This is a genomic window from Halobaculum limi, from assembly GCF_029490015.1.
Classification (GTDB): domain Archaea; phylum Halobacteriota; class Halobacteria; order Halobacteriales; family Haloferacaceae; genus Halobaculum; species Halobaculum limi.
Window position 1 is genome coordinate 2,009,529 of the sequence record NZ_CP120468.1, and the last position, 22,050, is coordinate 2,031,578.

The following is a 22,050-nucleotide window of genomic DNA, read 5'->3' on the forward strand; positions in this document are numbered from 1 at the left end:
GCGTTCGGCGGGTAAGCGTTTCGTTCGTCAGAGTCTCTCGACGGTCACGAGAGCGTAGCGTCGGGTTGTTCTCGGCTGCTGCACACAGCGCCCGCTGGGCGTCAGACACTCGGGAAAACTGGTGTGGTCGAACGGGCAATCGGTCAGCGCAAACCGTGCTGTCGGCTTACTCCAACTGGCCAGCGACGGCGTCGACGACGGCGTCGGTCACCTGGTCGCGACGGCCCGCGAGGAACTCGACGCGGCCCTGGCGGACGCCGACGGCGGTGACGCCCGCGTCGGGCACCGCCATCGCGGCGTCGCCGGCGGCCGAGCGCACGTCCACGTCGCTGTCGGCGCGGATGTACAGTTCGTCCGTGCCGTACACGACGGTCGCGTCACGGTCGCCACGACGCTGGAGTTCGTCCGCGAGCAGCGTCGTCGACGGGAAGTCGAAGCGGTGACTGTACGCGTCGGCGTCGAGCGTCGCGAACGTGTGGCCGTCGACTTCGCGTTCCTCGATGTTCGCCTCCGCCGTCTCCAGTTCCGTCTCCAACTTCTCGCGGAACTGACCGGCGATGTGGCCCGCGAGTTCGCTCCCCTCAGAGTCGAACAGGATGTCCGTGATGAGTTCGCGCTTGTCCTGGTAGCTCTGGTAGTACGCCTCCAGCGCGACTGCTTCGCGCAGGTCGGTCACGCGGTCGGCGTCGACGCCGGCGTCCTCCGCCAGCGCCGTGTACGTGTCGGGCGTGTCCTCCCAGTAACTCACCGCCGGGAGGTGCGCCAAGTCGTCGGCCACGTCCCCGTTGACCGTCGCGCCGAGGACCGAGGCGAGTGCACCAGTCGTCAGGTCGCTGGCGTCGGCACCGGCGAGACCGGGATTGACCAGCGTCGCGACGGTGTCTGCGATTTCGGGGTCGGCGGTCGCCGCGTCGACGACGACGCGCTCTGCGCCGTACACGCCGAGCAGGTCGAGACCGTCGTTCGACTCCTTCGTCGACCCGGTGCCGACGAGGAGAACGAGCGGCAGTTGCTCGCCGTGGCGGTCGCGGTCCTGCAGCATCCGCGTGGCGTCTTTCGTCGCCGCGTCCATGTCGTACACCGGTTCGTCGAGCGGACGACGAGTGAAGTAGTGGTACTCGGCGTCGCTCTTGGCGTGTTCCTCGCGGATGAGTGGGAGGACGGCACGCTCGATGGCCGCGCCGGCGACGTACCCGTCTGCGGTCGCGGCGTGGCGGACGACGATGGGGCGCGACTCGATGACGGCGCGGCGAACCGACTCGGCAGCCTCCAGCAAGTCGTCTCCGACGGCGTCGACCGCGTCGTGGTCGCCCAGCGTCGCGAGTTCGTCCGGTCGAGCCTCGTCGCTCACGGCGTCTGCGAGTCGTCGCTGGACGGCCTCCGCCTGGTCACCGTCGAGTGCGGCGAGTGCGTCCGTCTCGACCTGAATCTCGTTGCGGCGTACCTCGACCTCGCCGTCGAGACGAACGATGTCGCCGACGTCGATTTCGGGGTACGCGCGGACGCCAGCCTGCACGAACGCCGCGCAGTCGACGACGCCCGTCTCGTCGCGCAGTTCGAACACGGTGGGGCCGCCGGTCTGACGCGCGCCGACGACTTCGCCCTCGATGCGGACGCTCTCGCCCACGCGGTTCGAGAGGCTGCCGATGCCGACGCGTTCGTGTTCGCCCTCGGGCGTCGCCTGATTGCGGTCGCGAACGGCGTCGAGGTCGTCTTCAGCGCTCTCGTCGTCGCCCTCGTCGGCGCTTTCGTCAGCACTCGACGAGTCGACGTCGGCCGATTGCTCGGCCTCGGTCGACTGCTCGTGCTGTGCGTCGTCGGCGCTCTCGTCTCCCGCGTCAGCGCCCCCGTTTCCCTCGTCGCTTTCGCTCTCACCGGGCTTGTCGGGCGTCGGCTTGTGCGTCACGCCGCCGCTGTCGTCGTCATCGTCGTCCTCGGGTTCGCGGTCGAGTTCGGTCGTCCCTTCCTGGATGAGCGCACCGCGGAACTCACGTTCGGACTGCCGAATCGACCACGCGAGGTCGACGTCGCCGTTGTCGCGGACGTTCTTGACCTGCACGAACACTTCGTCGCCTGGTTCCCAGTCGAGCGATTCGAGGCGACGGTCCAACTCCGAGCGGTGGAGGAGGCCGGTGACGTTCGACGACAGGTCGATGAACACGCCGAAGTCGGCGTAGCCGTCGACGATACCGGTGTAGAAACGGTTCTGGACGAGTTGGTGAGGGTCGTTGCCACGGAACTCGAAGACCACGTCCTCTTCGTGGGAGGAACAGATGCGTCCGTCCACGGACGCACCACAGATGATACACTTACCCATTTGTGTGAAGCCAGTGGCCCCTTCCTAAAACGGTTGTCGAAACGCCGACGAACGTCCACTCGTCTCGGCCGTGTACTCGCCGGTCAGGCTGCAGCGTCGCCCAGTCAGATGATGTACCACTGTGCGAGCAGCGTGCCGATGGCGTCGAAGCCGCGGAAGCCGTAGCCGAACACCAACGCGGCCGGAATCGCGGTCGCAGCGGCTGCACGGGCCGTCGAGGTGTCGTGGACCTCGCGGATGCCGAGGACGAGGAGGCTAGCTCCGTACAGCGCACACGCCGCACGCAGTTCGGGAATCGGCGGTCCAGCGAGCGCACACGGCGCGCTCGCGTACGCGAGCACCTGCACCGTCTCGCTGATGCCCGCGCGGTCTCTGACGAACGCGATAAGCAGGACGGTCTGGAGCGCGGCCGTCAGGTGGAGTGCGGCGGGCGCGACGAACACGGCGACGAATAACAGCGAGATGGCCGCCGAGACGCCCGGCCCACCGAACGCCGTCGGGATGGTCGCCGGGTCGAGGACGAACCGGACGCCTGCGAACGCGACGGCGACACAGACGGCGAACACTAGTCCAGGTGCTTGATCGCCGGGTGCGATGCCGGAGTGGAAGAATCGCGTCGGGCGAACCAGTACCTCCGCCCACGCGCGAGCGACCGCGACCGGCCCGCGTGCGCGCCCGCCCTCGGGTGAGTCGACCCACGTGGTCACAGCCGACGTAGTGGCGGATGGACAATCACGGTTCCGATAGCGGCCCGGAGTCAGTCAGTCTCGCCGGACGACGTGGCAACTCCGACAGCGTGCCTGATAGCTCTCTTCTGCGCCGACGAGGATGGTCGGGTCGTCGACGTGTGCCGGTTCGCCCTCGATGAGACGCTGGTTGCGCGTCGCGGGTTCGCCACACTCCGCACAGATGGCTTGGAGTTTGTCGACGTACTCCGCGACGGCCATCAGGTCCGGGAGCGGGTCGAACGGTTCGCCGCGGTACGTCTGGTCGGTGCCCGAGACAATGACGCGCCGGTCGTCCTCCGCGAGCGACTGACAGACGTCAACGAGCGTCTCCGAGAAGAAGTTGGCCTCGTCGATGGCGACGACCTGTTCGCCGTTGAGGTGGTCGAGGACGTCCCACGGCCCGTCGCCCTCGTTCTCGACGACGGTCGCCTCCCACGTCCGGCCGTTGTGCGACCCGATGCTCGTCGTCCCGAAGCGGTCGTCGAGCGCGGGCGTGTAGACGGCGGTCTCTTGGCCCGCGATCTGCGCGCGCCGCAGGCGACGGAGGAGTTCCTCGGTCTTCCCCGAGAACATCGACCCCGAGATGACCTCGATCCACCCGGAGCCGGTGATCTGATGCATACCAGTCGAAGTCGTTGCTCGGCGGAAAACCGTTACTCTCTGTCGCTGTGACTCGCAGACGGCGACTGAGCCGAACGGTAGCACCGCTGCTGACTGGTGTAGCGGTCGGAAGGATTGTGCGTGGGTGCTGTCTGTAGGGCACCCCGAAGGGTGCACAGCACCTGCATCCGTGTGGATGCGTGGGACCGGATTTGAACCGGCGGACCTCTACAGGACAGCGCCCTCAACGCTGCGCCGTTGGCCTGGCTTGGCTACCCACGCATCGTGCGTCAGTACGCACTCCGTTGTATCCCGGTTACAGATAAAGGGCTTTCCATTCCGGGAGGCGTCCGTGGGGGAGTCGCATACCACGGACAATCACCCGACACCGGCCGCTCGTTCGGGCAACTGCTTTGGGCCTGCCGCTCCTTCCACCGACAATGAGTTCTGATACACCGACGAGTGGACCACGTGGGTTCGCGAGAGACCACAGTGCCGGCGTCGCCGGCGTCGTCTCGGCGCTGGCACTTGGAGTCGTCTTCGCGACGGCCGGCGGACTCGTTCCGGCGGGATTGCTCCCACGTGCGCCCACGTCCGTCGTCGAGGCCATTCCGACTGCGAACGCTGTCGTCTCGTTGACGGCTATCGGGACCATCCTGGCGGGCGTTCGTGCCGCTCGGAATCGCGACTTCGAGGCACATCAGCGGTTTATGATCGCGTCGACTGGTTTGTTCGGGGTGTTTCTGGTGTTGTACCTCTACCGCATCGCACTCGTGGGGACCACCGACTTCGGCGGCCCCGCCGCAGTCGAGCGGTTCGTCTACCTCCCCCTGCTGGCGATTCACATCCTCCTCGCGGTCGTCTGCGTCCCACTCGTCGTCTACGTGTTGACGCTGGCGGCGAGCCGCCCGCGGCGTGACCTGTTCGACACCGCGCACGCACGAGTCGGCCGACTGGCCGCGTCGTTGTGGGTCGTCTCCTTCTCGCTCGGTATCGTGGTGTACCTCATCCTGTACCACGTGTACTGACCGGACGACACTCTTCAGCAGTCGTCGCCGCCGAAGGTTTACGTACCGTACCGTGACCAGCGCCCAGGAGTGACGCGGACCGCACAGCGGGTGTGCGACGAAGCGGTTCGTGAACGAGGGCGTCGCCTGTTCGCACCATACCGAGCGTCGCTGCTGGGTGAGGACGGCAAGAACGGGGTCTGGTGGAGGGCTGCTGGTCGCTACTGGCTCAGTCGTCGGCGGGCGACGGTTCGCCGACCGTGGGACGGGTGACGTCGCGGTCGGTCGCCTCACCGTCGATGTCGTACGGGTACTCGCCGGTCACACAGCCGAGACAGAGGTCGGCCTTCGACTTCGAGAGCGAGTCGGCAACGGCGTCGACCGACAGGTACGACAGCGAGTCGGCGCCCACCTCCTCGCGAACCTCCTCGACGGAGCGGTCGGCGGCGATGAGTTCCTCCCGCGTCGCCATGTCGATGCCCATGTAACACGGCGCGATGATGGCCGGCGCGCCGATGCGGACGTGGACCTCCTCGGCGCCCGCGTCGCGGAGCAACTGCACCAACTGCGTCGAGGTAGTCCCGCGCACGATGGAGTCGTCGATGAGCGTGACCGTCTTCCCCTCGACGGTCGAGCGGATCGGATTCAGTTTGAGTCGCACCGCTCGCTCTCGTTCGTCTTGCGTGGGCATAATGAACGTCCGGCCGACGTAGCGGTTCTTCATCAGCCCCTCCGCGAACTCCACGCCGGCGTCGTCTTCCGCCGCAGCGTCAGCGTACCCCGAGGCGAACGCCCGACCGGAGTCGGGAACCGGCATCACCACGTCGGAGTCGACGCCGGCCTCGGCCCACAGCGCCCGGCCGAGGTTGCGGCGCGCCTCGTACACGAGCGTGTCGTCCATTACAGAGTCCGGGCGCGCGAAGTAGACGTGTTCGAAGAAACAGTGAGCGGAGTTGTCTTCCTCGAACAGTCGATACGAGTCGAAGCCGCTCCCGTCGCTCTCTAAGACGACGAGTTCGCCCGGTCGAACGTCGCGGACGAGTTCGCCGTCGAGGGTGTCGATGGCCGCCGACTCCGAGGCGATGACGTAGCCGTCGTCGAGTTCGCCGATACACAGCGGCCGGTTCCCCTGCGGGTCGCGCACGCCGATGACGGTGTCGTCGTGCATCACCGTCAGCGAGTACGACCCGTGGATCCGACTCATTGTGCGCTTGACCGCGCGGATGAGGTCTGACTCGAGGAGGTTCCGTGCCAGGTCGTGGGCGATGACTTCGGTGTCGCCCTGCGAAGTGAACGCGTGGCCGCTGGCGGCGAGTTCGTCGCGAATCTCGTCGGCGTTGACGAGGTTGCCGTTGTGCGCGAGGCCGAGCGCCCCGGACTTGAACGACACCGAGAACGGCTGAGCACAGCAGGCGTTGACGCCGCCGGCGGTCGGGTAGCGGACGTGGCCGATGCCCGCCGACCCGGCGAGACTGTCGAGGTCGTCTTGCGAGAAGGCGTCGCCGACGAGACCCATCTCGACGTGGCTGTGCTGTTGGAAGCCGTCGTGGGTGGCGATCCCCGCGGAGTCCTGCCCGCGGTGTTGCAGGGCGTACAGCGAGTAGTACAGCGGCCGTGCGGCCTCACGCTCGGACAGCGAGACGCCGACGACACCGCACTTCTCGGTCGGTCCGTCTGTCGGCGTCGACCCGCGCGCGTCCTCACGCAGCGGTTCGGTGAGCGATGTGACCGGTGCCCCCGAACCCTCCCCGGAGTCGCCGTGTGGCATAGGGGATACTGAAACGTCGTTCCACAAAAACCCTCGTTATCGTGCGTAGGTCGCCGCAGGATATGTCCGTGTTATACGTATTCGTGTATATGGAAGCGTGATCGAGACACACCTCCACCGGCATCGGGCGACGGCCGACGCTACTGGGCGGTCACAGTCGACGCGAGAGACTTCGAGCGCAGTCGCTCGGAGTCGTGCAAAACGTGAGAGGAGAAAGCGTCAGTTGTCGCCGGCCTTCGACTTCCACTCGTAGTCGCGTCGCTTCGCGGACTTCCCGAAGCCACACGACGAGCACTTCTTCTTCTTCACGTGGTAGGACTTCTCACCGCAGCGTCGACATTTGACGTGCGTCGTCTTGTTCTTCTTCCCCTGAGACGGCGTTCCGGCTCCGGTCATACGTTAATCGAGACGACGTTGTCGCCACGGATAATCGTTGTGTCTTCCACTTCCTCGTCGGTCGATCCCTCCAGTTCGGTGGGATCGAGGACGACGTTCATGTGCTGGTCGTACCCGGCGAGGACGCCGAAGTGTGCGGTGTCGTCCTTGAGGTGGACGGTTACCGGCGTGTCGAGGGCCTCCTCGAGTACGTCGAGCGGACGGCCTGGCATAGTCGGTTCGTCGGCCGATTCGGGTTTAACAGTACCGGACGAGCGGCGCCGCCGGGCGTCGAGTCGCTCAGTCCGCGGTCACGGGCGAGTGCGTTTGTACTCGGCGAGTGAACCCGCACAGTTTTAACAGATGACCTGTACCGTACAGACACCACGAGCCCGCGGGTAAGTACGGGGAATCGGCCCCGTATTGCGGGAGAGCGGACCGACGCGCTGTAAGACGCCGGGGTCCCCAGCGACCCGTACCGGGGCTTTCCGTACGAGCATCGGCCGCGCACGACGCGCGGGTTTCACGCTCGCAACACCGAACGAATACGAACCTATGGAAGTAGAAATCGCGACAATCGGCGGCTACGAGGAAGTTGGCCGCCAAATGACGGCAGTCCGAGCGGGAGACGACATCGTCGTGTTCGACATGGGCCTCAACCTGAGTCAGGTCCTGATCCACGACAACGTCGAGACCGAGAAGATGCACAGCCTCGACCTGATCGATATGGGTGCCATCCCGGACGACCGGGTGATGAGCGATATGGAGGGCGACGTGCAGGCCATCGTGCCGACGCACGGTCACCTCGACCACATCGGCGCCATCTCGAAACTGGCCCACCGCTACGACGCGCCCGTCGTGGCGTCACCGTTCACCATCGAACTGGTGAAACAGCAGGTCCAGAGCGAGAACAAGTTCAACGTCGACAACGACCTCGTCAAGATGGAAGCCGGCGAGACGATGGAGATTGGCGACTCCGGGAACGTCCAGTTGGAGTTCGTCCACGTCACTCACTCCATCATCGACGCCATCAACCCGGTCGTCCACACGCCCGAGGGCGCGGTCGTCTACGGCCTCGACAAGCGGATGGACCACTCGCCGGTCCTCGAGGACCCCATCGACATGAAGCGGTTCCGTGAGATCGGTCGCGAGGGCAACGGCGTCCTCGCGTACATCGAGGACTGTACCAACGCTGGCCGGAAGGGCCGCACGCCCTCCGAGTCGGTCGCACGACGCCACCTGAAGGACGTGCTCACGTCCGTCGAGGACTACGACGGCGGCATCGTCGCCACCACGTTCTCCTCGCACGTCTCGCGTGTCTCCTCGCTCGTCGAGTTCGCACAAGAGATTGGACGCGAGCCAGTACTCCTGGGTCGCTCGATGGAGAAGTACTCCGGCACCGCCGAACGCCTGAACTTCGTCGACTTCCCGGACGACCTGGGAATGTACGGCCACCGCAAGTCCGTCGACCGGACGTTCAAGCGGATTATGCAGGAGGGCAAGGAGAACTACCTCCCCATCGTCACGGGTCACCAGGGCGAACCGCGCGCGATGCTCACTCGGATGGGTCGCGGCGAGACGCCGTACGAACTGGACGACGGCGACAAGGTCGTCTTCTCGGCACGGGTCATCCCAGAGCCGACGAACGAGGGCCAGCGCTACCAGTCCGAGCGCCTCCTGAAGATGCAGGGCGCGCGCATCTACGACGACATCCACGTGTCGGGCCACCTCCGCGAGGAGGGGCACTACCAGATGCTCGACGCGCTGGAGCCCCAGCACGTCATCCCGGCCCACCAGGATATGAAGGGCTTCGCCCCGTACGTCGACCTCGCCGGTCGCAAGGGGTACACGCTCGGTCGTGACATCCACGTCACGCAGAACGGCAACATGATCCAACTCACGGAGTGACGATGTCGCAGGACGCGACGGAAGAACGGGTGCTCGCGGCGGTCGAACAGCGCCGCGACCGAGTCAACGCCGCCATCGACGAAGAGCTCCCGATGGCCGAGCCAGAGCGCCTCTACGAGGCGACGCGGTACATTCTGGAGGCCGGTGGCAAGCGCCTCCGACCGACCGCCGCGTTGCTCGTCGCCGAGGCACTCGCTGGCGTCGACGCCGACGCCGAGACGAACTACCGCTCGTTCGAGCCACTCGACGGCGAACCCTTCGACCTGATGCGTGCGGCGGTGAGCGTCGAGGTCATCCAGTCGTTCACGCTCATCCACGACGACATTATGGACGAGGACGACCTCCGGCGCGGCGAACCCGCCGTTCACCGAGCGTACGACACGGAGACGGCTATCCTCGCGGGCGACACGCTGTACGCCAAAGCGTTCGAACTACTCTCGGACACCGGGGCTGACCCGGCGAATACGGTCGAGGCCGTCAACCGACTCGCCTCCGCGTGCACGCGTATCTGCGAGGGTCAGTCGCTCGACGTCGACTTCGAGAACCGCGACGACGTCACGCCCGAGGAGTACCTCGAGATGGTCGAACTCAAGACCGCCGTGCTGTACGGCGCGTCGGCGGCCATCCCTGCCGTCCTTATGGGCGCGGACGAACAGACGGTGCAGGCGCTGTACGAGTACGGCGTCGACTCCGGGCGCGCGTTCCAGATTCAAGACGACGTGCTCGACTTGACCGTCCCCTCGGAGAAACTCGGGAAACAGCGCGGCTCCGACCTCGTCGAGGACAAGGAGACGCTCATCACGCTCCACGCCCGTCAGCAGGGCGTCGACGTGGACTCGCTGGTGTCGGCGGACACGCCCGCCGAGGTCAGCGAGGCGGAAGTCGACGAGGCGGTTGCCGTCCTCGAAGACGCTGGTTCGATCGCGTACGCCCGCGAGATGGCCGAAGACCTCACCGAACGGTCGAAGCAGCGACTCGACGTCCTCCCGGAGGGTCCCGCACGCGACCTACTCGCGGACTTGGCGGACTACCTCATCACTCGCGGCTACTGAGGACTGCGGTGCGGCCGCTTTTTGACGCGCCGACCGATAGCGACAGGCGATGCCCGACGACGGCGATACGAACGACCCGGCGAGTCGAATCCCCGACGACGAACGCTTCACTGTCCAGAGTCGTTCCGACCGCCGCCGCCGTGCGGTCAGGCAGTTACTGTTCGTCGTCGCCGGGTCGCACACCGGGGCATTTCTCGGGTCGTCGCTGCCGACTCGGTTCGGCCTCCCCGGCGATTTCTCCGGCGTGTTGCTCGTCGTGATTCTGTTCGCCCTCCCGTTTGCGGTCGACGCCAAGTGGGAGCGCATCGAAGCCGCCGCCGACCGGGTGGGACTGTAATGTCCTCGGTCACGACGGCGCGGCGGCGAACGGAAACGCCGAAGTCGCCCGCGGCCGCCAGTCTGCCTGTGAGACGTCAGTGAGTTCGCTTCGAAACGCCGCGTTGTTCCTCGGACTCGGCCTGTGTTGGGGCGGCAGTTTCCCGGCAATCGAGGTCACGTTGACGCAGTTGGACCCATTGTTGCTCGGCGCGTACCGCTTCGACGTCGGCGCGCTGGTCGCGCTTGCGTACGTGTTCTGGCGCTCGGACGTCCCCATCCCAACCTCGCGGGCCGATCTGGGGTCGGTCGCGGTTGGCGGGCTACTGTTCGTTGTCGCCAACATCGCGTTTCTCGCGTACGGGCAGCAGTACACGACCGGCGGCGTCGCGGCCATCGTCTACAGCCTCAACCCAATCTTGACGACGTTCTTCACGGTCGCCCTGCTGAACGAGGGGAGCCTCGACCTCCGTGGCTACGTCGGTGTCGTCCTCGGCGTCCTCGGCGTCGGCCTCGTCGCCCAGCCGTCGCCCGAGAACTTCGGCGCGACCACCATCGGCGTGGCGTTGGTGTTCGTCGCCGCCGTCGCCGTCTCGTTCGGGAGCGTCGCGATCCGCTGGCTGGACCCCGACTCGGACGCGCTTCCCCGCACCGCGTGGGGGATGGCGCTCGGCGCGGTGGTGCTCCACCTCGGGAGCATCGCCATCGGTGAGCCACAGGTCGCACCGGCAGCGCTGTCGCCGTCCGTCGTCGCCTCGCTTCTGTTTCTCGGCGTGTTCTCCTCGGCGGTCGCGTACGCCATCTACTTCGGCCTGCTCGATCTGCTGGGGCCGTTCGAGATCAACCTCGTGAGCTACGTCGTCCCGATCGTCGCGACGGTGCTCGGTGCGATCCTCCTCGACGAACCGGTGACGCCGCTGACGGTCGTCGGCTTTCTCGTCGTCGTCGCCGGGTTCGCGCTGGTGAAACGCGATGCGATTCGGCGAGAACTCGCACGGCGGTCGGTCGGCTTCACGTAAGTGGCTGTCCGCGGTCGCGCCGTCACTCGGCGTCGGCCAACTCGTCGATGTCCGCGAGTAGTTCCTCGGCGTGTTCTTCCGGTGAGACGCCCTCGTACACCCGCTCGATTTCCCCGTCGGGGCCGATGAGGTACGTGTTGCGGAAGACGCCCTCTACCGTGTTGCCGAAGACGTTCTTCTCGCCGTAGGAGTCGTATGCCGCCGACACGCTGCCGTCCTCGTCCGAGAGCAGCGAGAACGGGAGGTCGTGTTTTCGGGCGAACGCGGTCAGGTCGTCGACTGGGTCGTCGCTGACGCCGAGGATGGCGACGTCCCGCTCTTGAAACTCGTCGTAAGCGTCGCGGAAGCCGCACGCCTCGGTCGTACAGCCGGGGGTGTCGGCACGAGGGTAGAAGTACAGGACGACGCGGCGGCCCTCGAACTCCGAGAGCGACACCTCGCGGCCGACGTGGTCTGGAAGCGTGAACTCGGGAGCCTCGGTTCCGGGGTCGAGCATACACGTGCCTGCGACGGCGGCGTGAAAAGTGGTGTTGGTACCGGTCGGTCAGTCGATGGGTTCTGCGGCGTCGCGTTCGAGGAGTGGAGCGACGTTGTCCGCGGGGAGCGACACCACGTCCTCGCTCGCGAGGTCGTACTCCACGTCGTCGACGCCGAGGATCGACCCGACGTCTTGGGTGATGCGGACGGTCCGGCGAGATGGCGAATCGGCCTCCGCCGCGCTCGCATCGGCCGCTTCCGGTGCCTGTTCGCTCGTGGACTCGGTCGCCGTCTCGGGTGTGGACGGTGTGGAGGACGCGTCGCCGACGGCGTCCGGCGTCGGTTCCTCCTGTGACGCTGTTCCCGCACGGTCCGGTTCCGAACCGGGGACGAACTCGTCTGGCGCGTCGACCGCGTCTGCCGCGTCTGCTGACGTACTCGCGTCGACCGCAACGTCCGGTGTCTCGGGTGGCGTCGGCGGCGCGGTGTCAGCGCTCCCGGCACTGGCGTCCGCGCCCGGTCCGTCGCCGTCGGATTCGCCGCCGCCCATCGCGTCGGCGAGAACGCCGCCGCCACCGCTGTCAGCGCCTGTCCCGGGCGCTGACGGCGCGGACGACGCCGACTCTGCCTCGGTAGTGGCGTCGGCAACGGGGCTCGGCGCTTCGCCCCCACCGCTCCCGGTGGCAGGCGCCGCGGTCGCGGCTTCCTGTTGCGGAGTCTCGACGCCCACGTCGACGTCCGCGCCGGTCTCCAACACGTTCAGCACGCGGTCTTTGTTCTGCTCGATGCGGACGACTAGGTCCTCGAACAGTTCCGCCTCTTGAATCGTCATCCCCTCCGTGTCGGTGGGTGCGCCCGCCGCCGCGAACGACGACAGTTTCACCACCTTGCCGACGCGGCGCTCGTACAGCGACTCGACGACCTCCTCGGCCGTCTCGATCTCGTCTGAGAGTTTCCGCACTTGTTCGTCGGAGAAGGGCTGGTCGACGCTGGCGGCGCGTTCGTCGCGCTGGCGTTTCCGCTCCGTGAGATACGCCGCCACGTCCTCGTAGAAGGAGTCCCGCAGGTGCTGGAGGCTATCTTTCCTGCGCTCCTTCGACTGCACCGATCGTAGTTCGTCTAGATCCATCCTGAGTTACTCCCTCGCCTTCTCCGCGCGTCCGCGTGCCAGCAGAAACACGCCGACGTACTCGGGTACAGACACGATACCCTCCTCCACCTTATCTCTGTCGTCACCCACGTCGACTGGCCCCGGATCGTGGACGTCGACGAGGACGTCACGCCCCCGGAATCGCTCCGGAATCGCGTCTCGAAGCGGGTCGAAGTCGTCGAGTTCGTCGAACGCGAGCGGTTCCACCAGCAGGCCGCTCCCGCCGTGGATGGTCCCCGGCAGGCGGATGAGTCGCCGGAGGTCCGTCGTCACGGGTTCGTCGATGGGTGCGGTCTGCTCGGCGGTGACGCGCTCTGCGATGGCCCGTACGAGCGTCGACGCGCCAGGCCCCAACTCGACGTTGCCCGACTTCACTCCCTCGGGGTTGCGGTCGAGAACGCCGTGGATGGTCCGGGCCGTCTTCTCGCCAACGCCGTCGAGTTCCTGAAGTTCCGCCAGCGCGTCCGCCTCGTCCATCTCCCGGAGACGGTCGGCGTACGCGACGAGTTCCTCGTGGACGCGCCGGCCCCACCCGCCCTCAGTGCGGAGCGTCTTCTGCAAGGTTCCACGCTCGTTTGGTCGCTTCTCGATGAGGCCGTCGTAGTTGAGGTCGACCGCGCGAACGTAGTCGACGATCTCTCGGCGCGCGGTCGAGTCGAGGTCCGCCACCCTGTCGTCGCGGACGTGGACGTGGTAGCCGCGGCCGCCGGAGAACACCACCTGCATATCCGACTTCGCGAAGCCGAAGTCGGCTTCGAGGAGGTCGAGTAACGCGAGCAGTTCCTCCTTACAGGCGGCGAGCATCTCCGCGTACGACACCGCCTCGGGGTCGACGCCGGGGAGATGGTCGGCGTCGAGGTCGAAGACGAGGTCCGCCGAGCGCCACCCCTTGTCGCTCATACTGCCGTTGGCGGGGTCGTCGTACCGCGCGGCCGAGAAGTAGGCGTGCCGCGGTGACTCGCGGGCGAGGAACTCGCTCACCTCGCCGATATCGAGCAGCGACTGGTGGCGAACCATCGTCGTGCCGTCGCCCGCGGTGAAGGGGATATGTCCCCACTCGCGTTCGTTCGCCTGCGGCGGCGGGGAGACGCTCGCGCTCCGGTAGTAGTCGCCGAAGCGGCCCTTCAGATACTCGCGGGTGCGGCGGTTCATTCGTCGGGCAACTGGTAACGGGGTCGGCGGTATGAGTGTTGTCGTTGTCGCCGACGCGAGCGGTTGGCGACGCCACCCGCAGCGACGCTGCCCAGTCCACTCGGGTCCCGGAACACCTAACCCCGAAACCGACGACCGCACACCTATGATAGACGAGACGGTCGCCGAGATTCGCGAGATGCAGACGCACTCCTCGTCTGTCGTCGCGGTGAAAGCCGCCCGCGCACTGGGCGACTTGCTCGACCGCGAGTACGCGACGCTCGACGACTTCGAACGCGACCTCGAACACAACGCCGGCGCGCTCAGACGCGCGAACCCCTCTCACGCCAGTCTCCACCGGACGATGCGTGCCATCGCCGCCGACGTCCTCGGCGGCGCACAGACCGTCGAAGGCGGCAAGCAACTGCTGGAGACTGCGATCGAACAGGAGACGGAACGGGTCGAGACGGGCAAGCGCGAGGCGGCCGCCAACGCCGCCGCGACGTTCGACGACGGCGAGACGTTCCTCACCCACGACTACTCCTCGACCGTGTTGGAGGCGGTCGAAGACGCCGCCATCGGCGGCGCACACCTCACCGCCTACGTCACCGAGGCGCGACCGCGCTACCTCGGGCGAAAGACCGCCCGAACGCTCGCGGCGATGGACCGCGTCGACCCACACCTCGCGGTCGACGCTGCCGCCGGGCACTTCCTCCGAGAAGCCGACCCCGACCGCGTCATCATCGGGATGGACTGCATCGTCGAGGACACCCTCTACAACCGCGTCGGCACGTTCCCCATCGCCGCTGCCGCCCGCGAAGTGGGCGTCCCGGTCGTCGTCGTCGGCTCTGGAACGAAGATCATCACCGACGAGTTCCGCTTCGAGAACGAGTTCCGCCCGCCCAGCGAGGTGATGCTCGAACCCGCCGACGGTATCACGCTGGAGAACCCCGCATACGACGCCACGCCGATGTCGCTCGTCGACGAGGTCATCACCGACGAGGGCGTCCACGAGTGGTGACAGTGAGAGATACAGCGGGCGGCGTTACGGTGTTGAGTTCGACGGTCTCACAGCCATCCGACGACCGTCACGACCGCGAGTTCGCCGACCAGTAACGCCACGGTCGCTACGAAGACGCCAGCCGCGTCGTCGACAGACAGTTGTGCCCGTACCCCTGCGAAGAGTGAGGAGTGTCGCGGGTCCGAGACGTCGCCGTCGGTGACCGCCTGAGCGACCGCGACGGCCGCCAGTAGCGGAACAGCCGCGACGACGGCGTACGTCCCCAGAACGTTCCCGACCACGTCGACGACGGCGTACGTCCCCAGAACGTTCCCGACCACGTCGACGACGGGTGCGAGGAGCCCGAGACCGAGCGCGCCGAACACGACGAACGGGAACGTGAGGGCAAGCGCCAATCCGCCCGCGACGACGCGGACCGGCCGCAGTGGTCGGTTCGCCGCGCCAGCGCAGAGGGCGACCGCGACGAGACACGCGAGCACGTGACCGACGGCACGGGCCACCAACGCGAGTTCGTTCACGCCCGGCGATCCGGTCTGGAGGGGAGACACGTGCTGTTGGACCGACGTGTGTGAGATAGGTCTTATGGGCCGGGCCGACTCTCGGGCGGACGACGCGACGACGACCCGCACGGGGGGCACACCGGGGACCGCTCCAGACTCGCACGCCGTCGCCCCCGATACCTCGTCGATCTGACCGCGAGTACGGTGTTCGCTCGTTCACTGACCGACGCCGTTCACGGTCGAGGTCGGACCCACGACGTGGTCGCTGTCGGGTATCGACAGCCAGATTCCATAGCGGCGTGGCGTGTCGCAGACGACACTGGGTAGCGAACGCGGTAGCGGAGCGCCCAGCTACCGACGCGATTCGATGTTGGTGAGTTAGACGTCGCCGTCGATGACGGCTGCCACGCGCTCTCGATCGAACAGTCGTGCCGATTCGGGCGGAGCCTCCATTCCGGTCGGTTCGCCGAACCTCTCTGGGTACAGCGCCTTCGCGAGGAGTTCGGTGTTGAACAGGTTCATCACCGGTCCTTGCTCGAACTCGTGGTACGGGTAGACGCGACCGTTCGCGACCGCCGTCACTTCGCTCGCGACGGGGTGGTCGCGAAGCGGACCGAGGATGTCGTCCTCGAAGTCCTTCTCGGAGTCGCGCAAGACGTTCATCCCGGCGTGGTAGACGATTGCGTCCGGGTCGACGTCGAGGAGTAACTCGTAGTCTCCCTGGATGAAGTTGCTGTCGTCGGGGTACTGGCCCGCGAACGGGTCGTGACTCGGAATCTCCAAATCGCGAAGCGGCTTCGTCTGGTAGCCGGGAGCACTCGGGTCTCGAACGTACACCGTCTTCCCGTCACCCCAGTAGTTCGTGTTCAGGTACGCCACCGTCGGGCGCTCCTCGACGGGCGGAAGTTCAGCAGTGATCTCTGCGACCAGTTCGTCGTGCATCGTTCGGAACGCGTCGCCGCGTTCCTGTGTCTGAAACACGTCCGCGTACTTGTCGAGTCCCTCGTAGAGCCCGTAGTACGGGTGTCCGTCCGTGTAGTCTGGCCGACGCATCCAACTGCCGTGGAACGGTGCGACGTTCTCTTCGAGTTCTGCGAGGTCCGACTCGTCTAACTCGAAGTACTCCATCGCGGGGTGGTGACCGATGAGGTGCGCGTCGACGTCGAGTTCGTAGAACAGTTCTTTGTCCGGTGTGCCGTCCTCGCTGAGCGCCGTGACTCCATCCATCTCGACAGACACACCCGGAATCTGGTCGTAGTACTGCGTCGGGAACGTCGAGGGGAACGCAGAGGCGACCAACCCGTCGAGTTGTCCCAGTGCGATTACTATGTCGACCGGCCCCTGGTGGTACACGGCGAACTCCTCGGGGACGGAGTCGAACGAGTGACAGCCGTTGGGCTTCATACACACTTGGTACTCGTCGGCTTCCGCTGTCGTGGCCGCCGAATCGGTCGGAGATGCCGTGTCACTCGGCTCCGATTCCGGCGTCGCGGTGGCGCTGGACTCGCTGTTCCCCACACATCCGGCCAGCAATCCCCCACCGATGATCGCTCCACCGTACTTCAGCCAGTCGCGCCGCGTCGGTTCGTCTTCCGCTCCGGTATCTCGCATCACGCTTTTCGGTCAGCCTAAAACATACAAAACGGTTACGAACTTTAGGCGGGCCAAAACTGTTCGGGGAGCCGCTTCGACACCGACACTGGCTCTCGATTGCCCGTTCCCTCGGCTTGTCAGTACACTCGGTGTACACGCTTGACCCCGTGACTGGTTCGCCGCTTCGGTGTACCCACGCCGTAGACCGGTCGCCGACTGACGTCAGTCGTCGCTTGCGGCCTCGTCAGCTCCGGTCGCCGTCTCGTCTCGAGCGAGCGGTTCGACGCGGACGCTCGACACCTTGTACTCGGGGATGCCGCTCGTGGGGTCGAAGTGCTCGCCGGTGAGACGGTTTACCGCCCCGTCGGCGAAGTGCATCGGAATGAACACGACACCGTCGCCCGGGCGGTCGCTCACCGTCGCCCGGACTTCGATCGCACCCCGCGGCGACGACACGCGAACCAGTTCACCGTCTTCGACTCCGAGTCGTTCGGCGGTCGCCGGATTCACCTCAACGAACGCCTCGCCGACGTGGTCCATCAGGCCGTCCACTTTCCGGGTGAGCGTCCCCGTGTGCCAGTGGTACAGCACCCGCCCGGTCGTGAGCGTGAGCGGGAACTCCTCGGTTGGGAGGTCGCCGGGTTCGCCCGTGTCGGCGGGGACAAACCGCGCCTTCCCGTCGGGGAAGTTGAACGACTCGTCGTAGAGGTACGGCGTTCCCGGGTCGTCGGCGTCGCGGCACGGCCACTGTAGGCCGCCCTCCTCACGCAGTCGCTCGTGACTGATGCCGCCGTAGATTGGCGCGAGTTCGGCTACCTCGTCCATCACCGCCGCTGGATGCCGGTAGTCCCAGTCGTGGCCCATCCGCCGCGCGAGCGACTGGATGATGGTCCAGTCCTGTCGCGCCTCGCCCGGCGGGTCGGTCGCCTTCCCGACCAACTGGACGCGGCGCTCGGTGTTGGTGAACGTCCCCTCCTTCTCGGAGAACGTCGCGGCGGGCAACACCACGTCGGCGTACGCGGTCGTCTCCGTCTCGAAGATGTCCTGCACGACGAGAAACTCCAGCGCCTCCAACGCCTCCTCTGCGTGGCTGATGTCGGGTTCCGACAGCGCCGGGTTCTCGCCCATCACGTACAGGCCCTCGACGTTGCCCGCGAGCGCTTCCGTGAACACTTCTGGGACTTTCAGCCCCTCCTCGCTGGGCGGGCGCACGCCCCAGGCAGACTCGAACTCGTCGAGTACGTCCAGGTCCGTCGGATCGCGGTACCCCGGGAGGGAGTTGGGGAGCGTTCCCATGTCGCCGCCGCCGCCCTGGACGTTGTTGTGGCCGCGGAACGGCGAGACGCCCGCGCCGGGCTTGCCGACGTTGCCGGTGACGAGCGCCAGATCCGCCAGCGCGAGGACGTTCTGCGTGCCGTGGCTGTGCTGGGTCATCCCCATCGCCCACCCGAACACGACCGAGTCGGCGGTCGCGATGGTCTCGGCCGCCCGCTTCAGGTCGTCGGGCGCGACGCCCGCGAGTCGCTCGACCTCCTCGGGCGTGAACGGCTCCACCTTCTCGCGGAGGGCCTCGAAGTTGCGCGTGCGCTCTTCGATGAACGCCCCGTCGTGGAGATCCTCCTCGACGATGTAACGGATCAGGCCGTTAATCCACGCCACGTCGTATCCCGGGGTCGTACGGACGTACTGACTCGCGTGTTCGGCGATTTCGACTTTCCGGGGGTCGAAGACGACCAGATCCGCACCGTCGTCGACGTTGCGCTTGATCCGGGTCGACAACACCGGGTGGCTCTCGGTGGTGTTCGACCCCGTGATGAGGTAGGCATCGGCCTCGGCGATGTCCTCGTTGATGCGGTTCGACATCGCACCGAAGCCGAGCGTCTGTTTCAGGGCCGCGACCGTCGAGGAGTGACACAGGCGGGCGCAGTTGTCGATGTTCTTCGTACCGAGCACCGCCCGCGCGAACTTCTGCATCAGGTAATCCTCCTCGTTCGTACACTTCGAGGAGGCGAACGCCGCCAGCGCGTCCGGTCCCGAGCGGTCACGGATCGACTCGAACTCCTCGACGACCCGCGACAGCGCCTCGTCCCACGTCGCCTCATGTAACTCGCCGTCGTCGCCGCGAACGAGCGGCGTCGTCAGGCGGTCGTCGCTGTTGGCGAACTCGTAGCCGAACTTCCCCTTCACGCACGTCGAGAAGTCGTTGACCGGGGCGTCGGCGGGGTCGTCCGTCGGCACCGCACCCAACACCTCGTCGTCTTTCGAGACCAACTGGAAGCGACACCCGACCGCACAGAAGCCGCAGGTGGTCTCGGTGAACTCCACGTCGTCGAGTCTGCGGTCGGCGACGCGGCGGGCCACGTCGAACAGCCACCCCTCTTTCATCGTCCGCGCGGCGACCGACTCGGCGGCGTGTTCGCCCGCGAGCAACGCCGAGTGGCCGGCATCGCTCGCCGTCTGTTTCGCCCATCGGAGCGCCGACGCGAGACCGTCGGATTCCGCGCGTTCGCGGGTCGGCGACGGACCGTCGCGGTCGCCGACGTGGCTCCCGCCGGACCCACCGCCACGCTGCCGCCCGCTCGGTTCGCTCGTCGCTCTCCCCGCACGCTCGGCGTCGCGTTTCATCGATCTCCCGACGCTGTTAGCGTGGTTGAACCCCGGAATCGGCAGCGTCGCGATGCCAGCCATCCCCTGCTCCGTCAGCGACCCCGTCGGGCAGACGGTCGCGCAGTGGCCACAGGAGACGCACGCCGAGTCGGCCATCGTCTCGGCGTCCGACTGGAACCCGATCTCGGTGTCCTCGCCGGTCCCCTCGACGCGCAACACGCCCGACACCTGCACGTCGTTGCAGGCGTCGACACAGCGAGTGCAGGTGATGCACTTGTTGCGGTCGATCTGGATGAACGGCGAGGTGTCGTCGAGCGGTTCGTACTCGCTGCGCTCGTCGAAGACGCCGAACCGTGGCTCCTCCACCTCGGTGTCGATGGCGGCGTCTTGGAGTTCACAGCGGCCGTTCTGGTTGCAGGTGGTACACCGAAGATTGTGGTCGGAGAGGACTAGATCGAGGTTCACCTCCCGCGTCTCCCGGGCCGCCGCCGCGTCGGTCGCCACCCTGACGCCGTCGCTGACGGGGTGTGAGCAGGCCGGAACCACCTCTCCGTCGGCCTCGACCGTGCAGGTGCGACACGTCGACCGAGGGCCGATGTCGTCGGAGCAGTCGCCGCCGTTGCGGTCGTACGAACACAGCGCCGGGACCGTCCCCTCGTACTCCACCTGCTCCATCGCGTCGAGCAGCGTCGCACCCGCAGGAACGGTCACCGACTGCCCGTCGACGGACACCGTCACCGTGTCGTCGCCGTCGTCGTGCGCGGCAGTCGAGACTCCCGCAGCCATCGGCGGGTCGGCTGCTGTCCCGGGCGTGAACGACTCTGTCAGCGGCGTCGACGTTCGCGGGTCTGTCACGCGCGAGGAGTCGGGGACGCGCGGTAGCGGGGTGTCTCCGTCGCCGTCGGTGTCCACGCGGTCGTCGGTGCTCACAGGTCACACACCCCCGCTGGGCAGCGGCCATCGGCGTGTGCCCGCAGGTCGGCTTCGAACTCCGACAGCACAGACGCGAGCGGACGGGCGGCGTCGCGGCCGAATCCACACAGCGACGTTCGGCGCATCGTCCGCGCGAGTTCTCTGAGCCGTGTGGTCGAGAGGTCACCATTGTACACCGCCCGCAGGCGTTCGTGTGCCTGCGTGCTCCCCTCTCGGCACGGTACGCAGCGCCCGCAGTTCTCCTCGCGAGCGGTCGCGATGCGACGGCCCGCGACCGCGACCGCGCACGCGCCGTCCTCGCCCGTCGAGAACGGTTCGACCGACCCGTTCGTGCCGAGTCCCGCGCCACGAAGCGCTGGTGCCGCGACCGGCGTGTCGAGGTCGCGGGTCACCCCGCCGAAGCGACCGCCAACGCAGGCGAACGCGCCGCACTCTCCCTCGACGAGCGCTCGCGAGAGACTCGCGTCCGTCGGGAGTTCGACCGTCCGCCGACGGTCGCCGACGACCGTGACGAGTCTGGTTCCGGGGTCGGCAGCGCCTGCGTCGTACGCCGCGGGGTCTGCCACCGCTCGCTCGATTGCCGCGAGCGTCCGCGGCGTGTGGACGAGCGTCGGCCGCTCGAACAGGCCCCACGCCGCCGGGGCGGGTGGTCGTCGCCGCGCCTCGATGCGGTCGTTGCCCTCCAGCGATTCCAGCAGGGCCGTCGGCTCGGCGGTCATGTACGCCGCTTGCGCGGCGGTCACCTCGACCGTCAGCCTCGTCTCGTCTTCGACCACGTCTGCGACGGCGCGAACTCGCTCGGCTACGACCGGGTCGTCCTCGGGCAGGGCGACGACGACCTCGCTCACGTCGACGGCGCGGGCGGCGACGACCACACCGGCGAACACGCGACCCGTGAGACTCGACAGGAGGAGGCGGTCGGCGTCGACCTTCGGGTCGGCGTCGAGGCCATTCACGACGACGACTGGGTCGCCTTCTGCGGCGCGAGCGGTGCGCCACTCCGCTGCGACGGGGTCGTCCTGTGCGGCGTCGCCCCAGCCACGACCGCGGAGGCCGAGCGTGGAGAGCGTCGACAGTCCCGTGTCGCCGGCGTCGCCATCGGTCGGCGGGTCGAAGGCGGTCGGGTCGAGCCAGCCTGCCCCGACCAGCGTTCGGCGGACGCCGACCGAGAGCGGCCCCTCGGGGAACGGGAACTCCATCGTTTCGGGGTCGTGGTCGACGACGCCGACTGCCTCGTCGTTCGGAAATTCGCCGGCGTCGACGCTCGCCACGAGTGCTGCCGCCTCGTCAGTGTCGACGCCGGTGAGAAGCGCCGTTCGCCCGTCACGCGTCACCGCGACCGCTGGCAGGTCGGCCGTCCCTGGCGACCCGACCCGGCGGACCACGATACCGTCGGCATCGGCGGCCGCCCGTTCGGCCGCCTCTGCGGCCGCTTCGCCGTCGGCGTCGTCGAACGCGACGCGGACGGTCGCCGTGGTCGCGTGTGATGTAGACATAGCTCACGGTTCCGCGGATTCGTGCAAAAGCGTTCGGGGGTGAACGGACCCGA

The 22,050-nt window shown here is 67.1% G+C and carries 19 protein-coding genes and 1 tRNA gene; 6 read left to right on the forward strand and 14 right to left on the reverse strand.

Annotation, left to right across the window (positions count from 1 at the left end; translation table 11 throughout):
- Positions 1-166: 166 nt before the first annotated feature.
- The 4 genes from P0D77_RS10055 to P0D77_RS10070 form a co-directional block, all read right to left on the reverse strand.
- Positions 167-2,317, reverse strand: coding sequence for a DHH family phosphoesterase (locus P0D77_RS10055; protein WP_277552940.1), 2,151 nt, complete (start codon positions 2,315-2,317; stop codon positions 167-169).
- Positions 2,318-2,421: 104 nt separating this feature from the next.
- Entirely contained in the window at positions 2,422-3,024 is a 603-nt protein-coding gene (locus tag P0D77_RS10060; RefSeq protein ID WP_277552941.1) for a YIP1 family protein, read from the reverse strand.
- 54 nt (positions 3,025-3,078) lie between these two features.
- Positions 3,079-3,666 (reverse strand): thymidine kinase, encoded by a 588-nt coding sequence (locus P0D77_RS10065; RefSeq protein ID WP_277552942.1) that lies wholly within the window; start codon positions 3,664-3,666, stop codon positions 3,079-3,081.
- Positions 3,667-3,842: 176 nt separating this feature from the next.
- Positions 3,843-3,927, reverse strand: a tRNA-Leu gene (locus P0D77_RS10070).
- Between the two features lie 158 nt (positions 3,928-4,085).
- On the opposite strand from P0D77_RS10070, the gene P0D77_RS10075 reads away from it, so the two are divergent.
- Positions 4,086-4,673 (forward strand): DUF420 domain-containing protein, encoded by a 588-nt coding sequence (locus P0D77_RS10075; protein ID WP_277552943.1) that lies wholly within the window; start codon positions 4,086-4,088, stop codon positions 4,671-4,673.
- A 208-nt stretch (positions 4,674-4,881) separates the two neighbouring features.
- Here P0D77_RS10075 and purF read toward each other — a convergent pair whose 3' ends face one another.
- The 3 genes from purF to P0D77_RS10090 form a co-directional block, all read right to left on the reverse strand.
- Positions 4,882-6,420 (reverse strand): amidophosphoribosyltransferase, encoded by a 1,539-nt coding sequence (gene purF, locus P0D77_RS10080; protein ID WP_277552944.1) that lies wholly within the window; start codon positions 6,418-6,420, stop codon positions 4,882-4,884.
- A gap of 219 nt (positions 6,421-6,639) precedes the next feature.
- Positions 6,640-6,816: a 50S ribosomal protein L37e gene (locus P0D77_RS10085; protein ID WP_277552945.1), complete on the reverse strand. Its 177-nt coding sequence runs from the start codon at positions 6,814-6,816 to the stop codon at positions 6,640-6,642.
- Positions 6,813-7,028, reverse strand: a complete 216-nt coding sequence (locus P0D77_RS10090) for an LSM domain-containing protein (protein ID WP_277552946.1) — start codon at positions 7,026-7,028, stop codon at positions 6,813-6,815. Before P0D77_RS10090 ends, P0D77_RS10085 begins: the two co-directional genes overlap by 4 nt.
- A gap of 322 nt (positions 7,029-7,350) precedes the next feature.
- On the opposite strand from P0D77_RS10090, the gene P0D77_RS10095 reads away from it, so the two are divergent.
- The 4 genes from P0D77_RS10095 to P0D77_RS10110 all read left to right on the forward strand — a co-directional run bounded on the left by P0D77_RS10095 (position 7,351) and on the right by P0D77_RS10110 (position 11,089).
- Entirely contained in the window at positions 7,351-8,703 is a 1,353-nt protein-coding gene (locus P0D77_RS10095; RefSeq protein WP_277552947.1) for a ribonuclease J, read from the forward strand.
- 2 nt (positions 8,704-8,705) lie between these two features.
- The gene (gene idsA3, locus P0D77_RS10100; protein ID WP_277552948.1) at positions 8,706-9,755 is read left to right on the forward strand and encodes a geranylfarnesyl diphosphate synthase; all 1,050 of its coding nucleotides are present in this window, start codon (positions 8,706-8,708) and stop codon (positions 9,753-9,755) included.
- A gap of 49 nt (positions 9,756-9,804) precedes the next feature.
- Positions 9,805-10,092: a hypothetical protein gene (locus P0D77_RS10105; RefSeq protein WP_277552949.1), complete on the forward strand. Its 288-nt coding sequence runs from the start codon at positions 9,805-9,807 to the stop codon at positions 10,090-10,092.
- Between the two features lie 79 nt (positions 10,093-10,171).
- A complete protein-coding gene (locus P0D77_RS10110) occupies positions 10,172-11,089 on the forward strand; it encodes a DMT family transporter (RefSeq protein ID WP_277552950.1) in 918 nt (305 codons plus the stop codon).
- A gap of 22 nt (positions 11,090-11,111) precedes the next feature.
- Here P0D77_RS10110 and bcp read toward each other — a convergent pair whose 3' ends face one another.
- Genes bcp through priS form a run of 3 tightly spaced genes read right to left on the reverse strand, consistent with a single transcriptional unit; the run spans position 11,112 to position 13,868 of the window.
- Positions 11,112-11,585, reverse strand: coding sequence for a thioredoxin-dependent thiol peroxidase (bcp, locus tag P0D77_RS10115; RefSeq protein WP_277552951.1), 474 nt, complete (start codon positions 11,583-11,585; stop codon positions 11,112-11,114).
- Between the two features lie 48 nt (positions 11,586-11,633).
- Complete coding sequence (locus P0D77_RS10120) at positions 11,634-12,695, reverse strand: hypothetical protein (protein WP_277552952.1); 1,062 nt, start codon at positions 12,693-12,695, stop codon at positions 11,634-11,636.
- 6 nt (positions 12,696-12,701) lie between these two features.
- Entirely contained in the window at positions 12,702-13,868 is a 1,167-nt protein-coding gene (gene priS / locus P0D77_RS10125; protein ID WP_277552953.1) for a DNA primase small subunit PriS, read from the reverse strand.
- Positions 13,869-14,013: 145 nt separating this feature from the next.
- Between priS and P0D77_RS10130 the strand changes: the two genes are divergently transcribed.
- Entirely contained in the window at positions 14,014-14,868 is an 855-nt protein-coding gene (locus P0D77_RS10130) for an eIF2B alpha/beta/delta subunit family protein (RefSeq protein ID WP_277552954.1), read from the forward strand.
- Positions 14,869-14,915: 47 nt separating this feature from the next.
- Here the strand turns inward: P0D77_RS10130 and P0D77_RS10135 are convergent, their stop codons facing one another.
- The 4 genes from P0D77_RS10135 to P0D77_RS10150 form a co-directional block, all read right to left on the reverse strand.
- Positions 14,916-15,416 (reverse strand): hypothetical protein, encoded by a 501-nt coding sequence (locus P0D77_RS10135; protein ID WP_277552955.1) that lies wholly within the window; start codon positions 15,414-15,416, stop codon positions 14,916-14,918.
- 330 nt (positions 15,417-15,746) lie between these two features.
- Positions 15,747-16,979 carry an ABC transporter substrate-binding protein gene (locus tag P0D77_RS10140; protein ID WP_277552956.1) on the reverse strand — a complete coding sequence of 411 codons (1,233 nt, stop codon included), beginning with the start codon at positions 16,977-16,979 and terminating at the stop codon, positions 15,747-15,749.
- Positions 16,980-17,183: 204 nt separating this feature from the next.
- Positions 17,184-20,498, reverse strand: coding sequence for a formate dehydrogenase subunit alpha (fdhF, locus tag P0D77_RS10145; protein WP_277552957.1), 3,315 nt, complete (start codon positions 20,496-20,498; stop codon positions 17,184-17,186).
- On the reverse strand, positions 20,495-21,997 hold the full coding sequence (locus P0D77_RS10150) for an NADH-ubiquinone oxidoreductase-F iron-sulfur binding region domain-containing protein (RefSeq protein ID WP_277552958.1): 1,503 nt from the start codon (positions 21,995-21,997) through the stop codon (positions 20,495-20,497). The genes fdhF and P0D77_RS10150 overlap by 4 nt, the downstream gene beginning before the upstream one ends.
- Positions 21,998-22,050 lie beyond the last annotated feature (53 nt).

Coding starts and splice junctions, on each gene's coding strand:
- priS (WP_277552953.1), bottom strand. CDS start 13,868: ATGAACCGCCGCACCCGCGAGTATCTGAAGGGCCGCTTCGGCGACTAC.
- P0D77_RS10105 (WP_277552949.1), top strand. CDS start 9,805: ATGCCCGACGACGGCGATACGAACGACCCGGCGAGTCGAATCCCCGAC.
- purF (WP_277552944.1), bottom strand. CDS start 6,420: ATGCCACACGGCGACTCCGGGGAGGGTTCGGGGGCACCGGTCACATCG.
- P0D77_RS10095 (WP_277552947.1), top strand. CDS start 7,351: ATGGAAGTAGAAATCGCGACAATCGGCGGCTACGAGGAAGTTGGCCGC.
- P0D77_RS10090 (WP_277552946.1), bottom strand. CDS start 7,028: ATGCCAGGCCGTCCGCTCGACGTACTCGAGGAGGCCCTCGACACGCCG.
- P0D77_RS10130 (WP_277552954.1), top strand. CDS start 14,014: ATGATAGACGAGACGGTCGCCGAGATTCGCGAGATGCAGACGCACTCC.
- P0D77_RS10065 (WP_277552942.1), bottom strand. CDS start 3,666: ATGCATCAGATCACCGGCTCCGGGTGGATCGAGGTCATCTCGGGGTCG.
- P0D77_RS10085 (WP_277552945.1), bottom strand. CDS start 6,816: ATGACCGGAGCCGGAACGCCGTCTCAGGGGAAGAAGAACAAGACGACG.
- idsA3 (WP_277552948.1), top strand. CDS start 8,706: ATGTCGCAGGACGCGACGGAAGAACGGGTGCTCGCGGCGGTCGAACAG.
- P0D77_RS10075 (WP_277552943.1), top strand. CDS start 4,086: ATGAGTTCTGATACACCGACGAGTGGACCACGTGGGTTCGCGAGAGAC.
- P0D77_RS10140 (WP_277552956.1), bottom strand. CDS start 16,979: ATGCGAGATACCGGAGCGGAAGACGAACCGACGCGGCGCGACTGGCTG.
- P0D77_RS10055 (WP_277552940.1), bottom strand. CDS start 2,317: ATGGGTAAGTGTATCATCTGTGGTGCGTCCGTGGACGGACGCATCTGT.
- P0D77_RS10120 (WP_277552952.1), bottom strand. CDS start 12,695: ATGGATCTAGACGAACTACGATCGGTGCAGTCGAAGGAGCGCAGGAAA.
- bcp (WP_277552951.1), bottom strand. CDS start 11,585: ATGCTCGACCCCGGAACCGAGGCTCCCGAGTTCACGCTTCCAGACCAC.
- P0D77_RS10150 (WP_277552958.1), bottom strand. CDS start 21,997: ATGTCTACATCACACGCGACCACGGCGACCGTCCGCGTCGCGTTCGAC.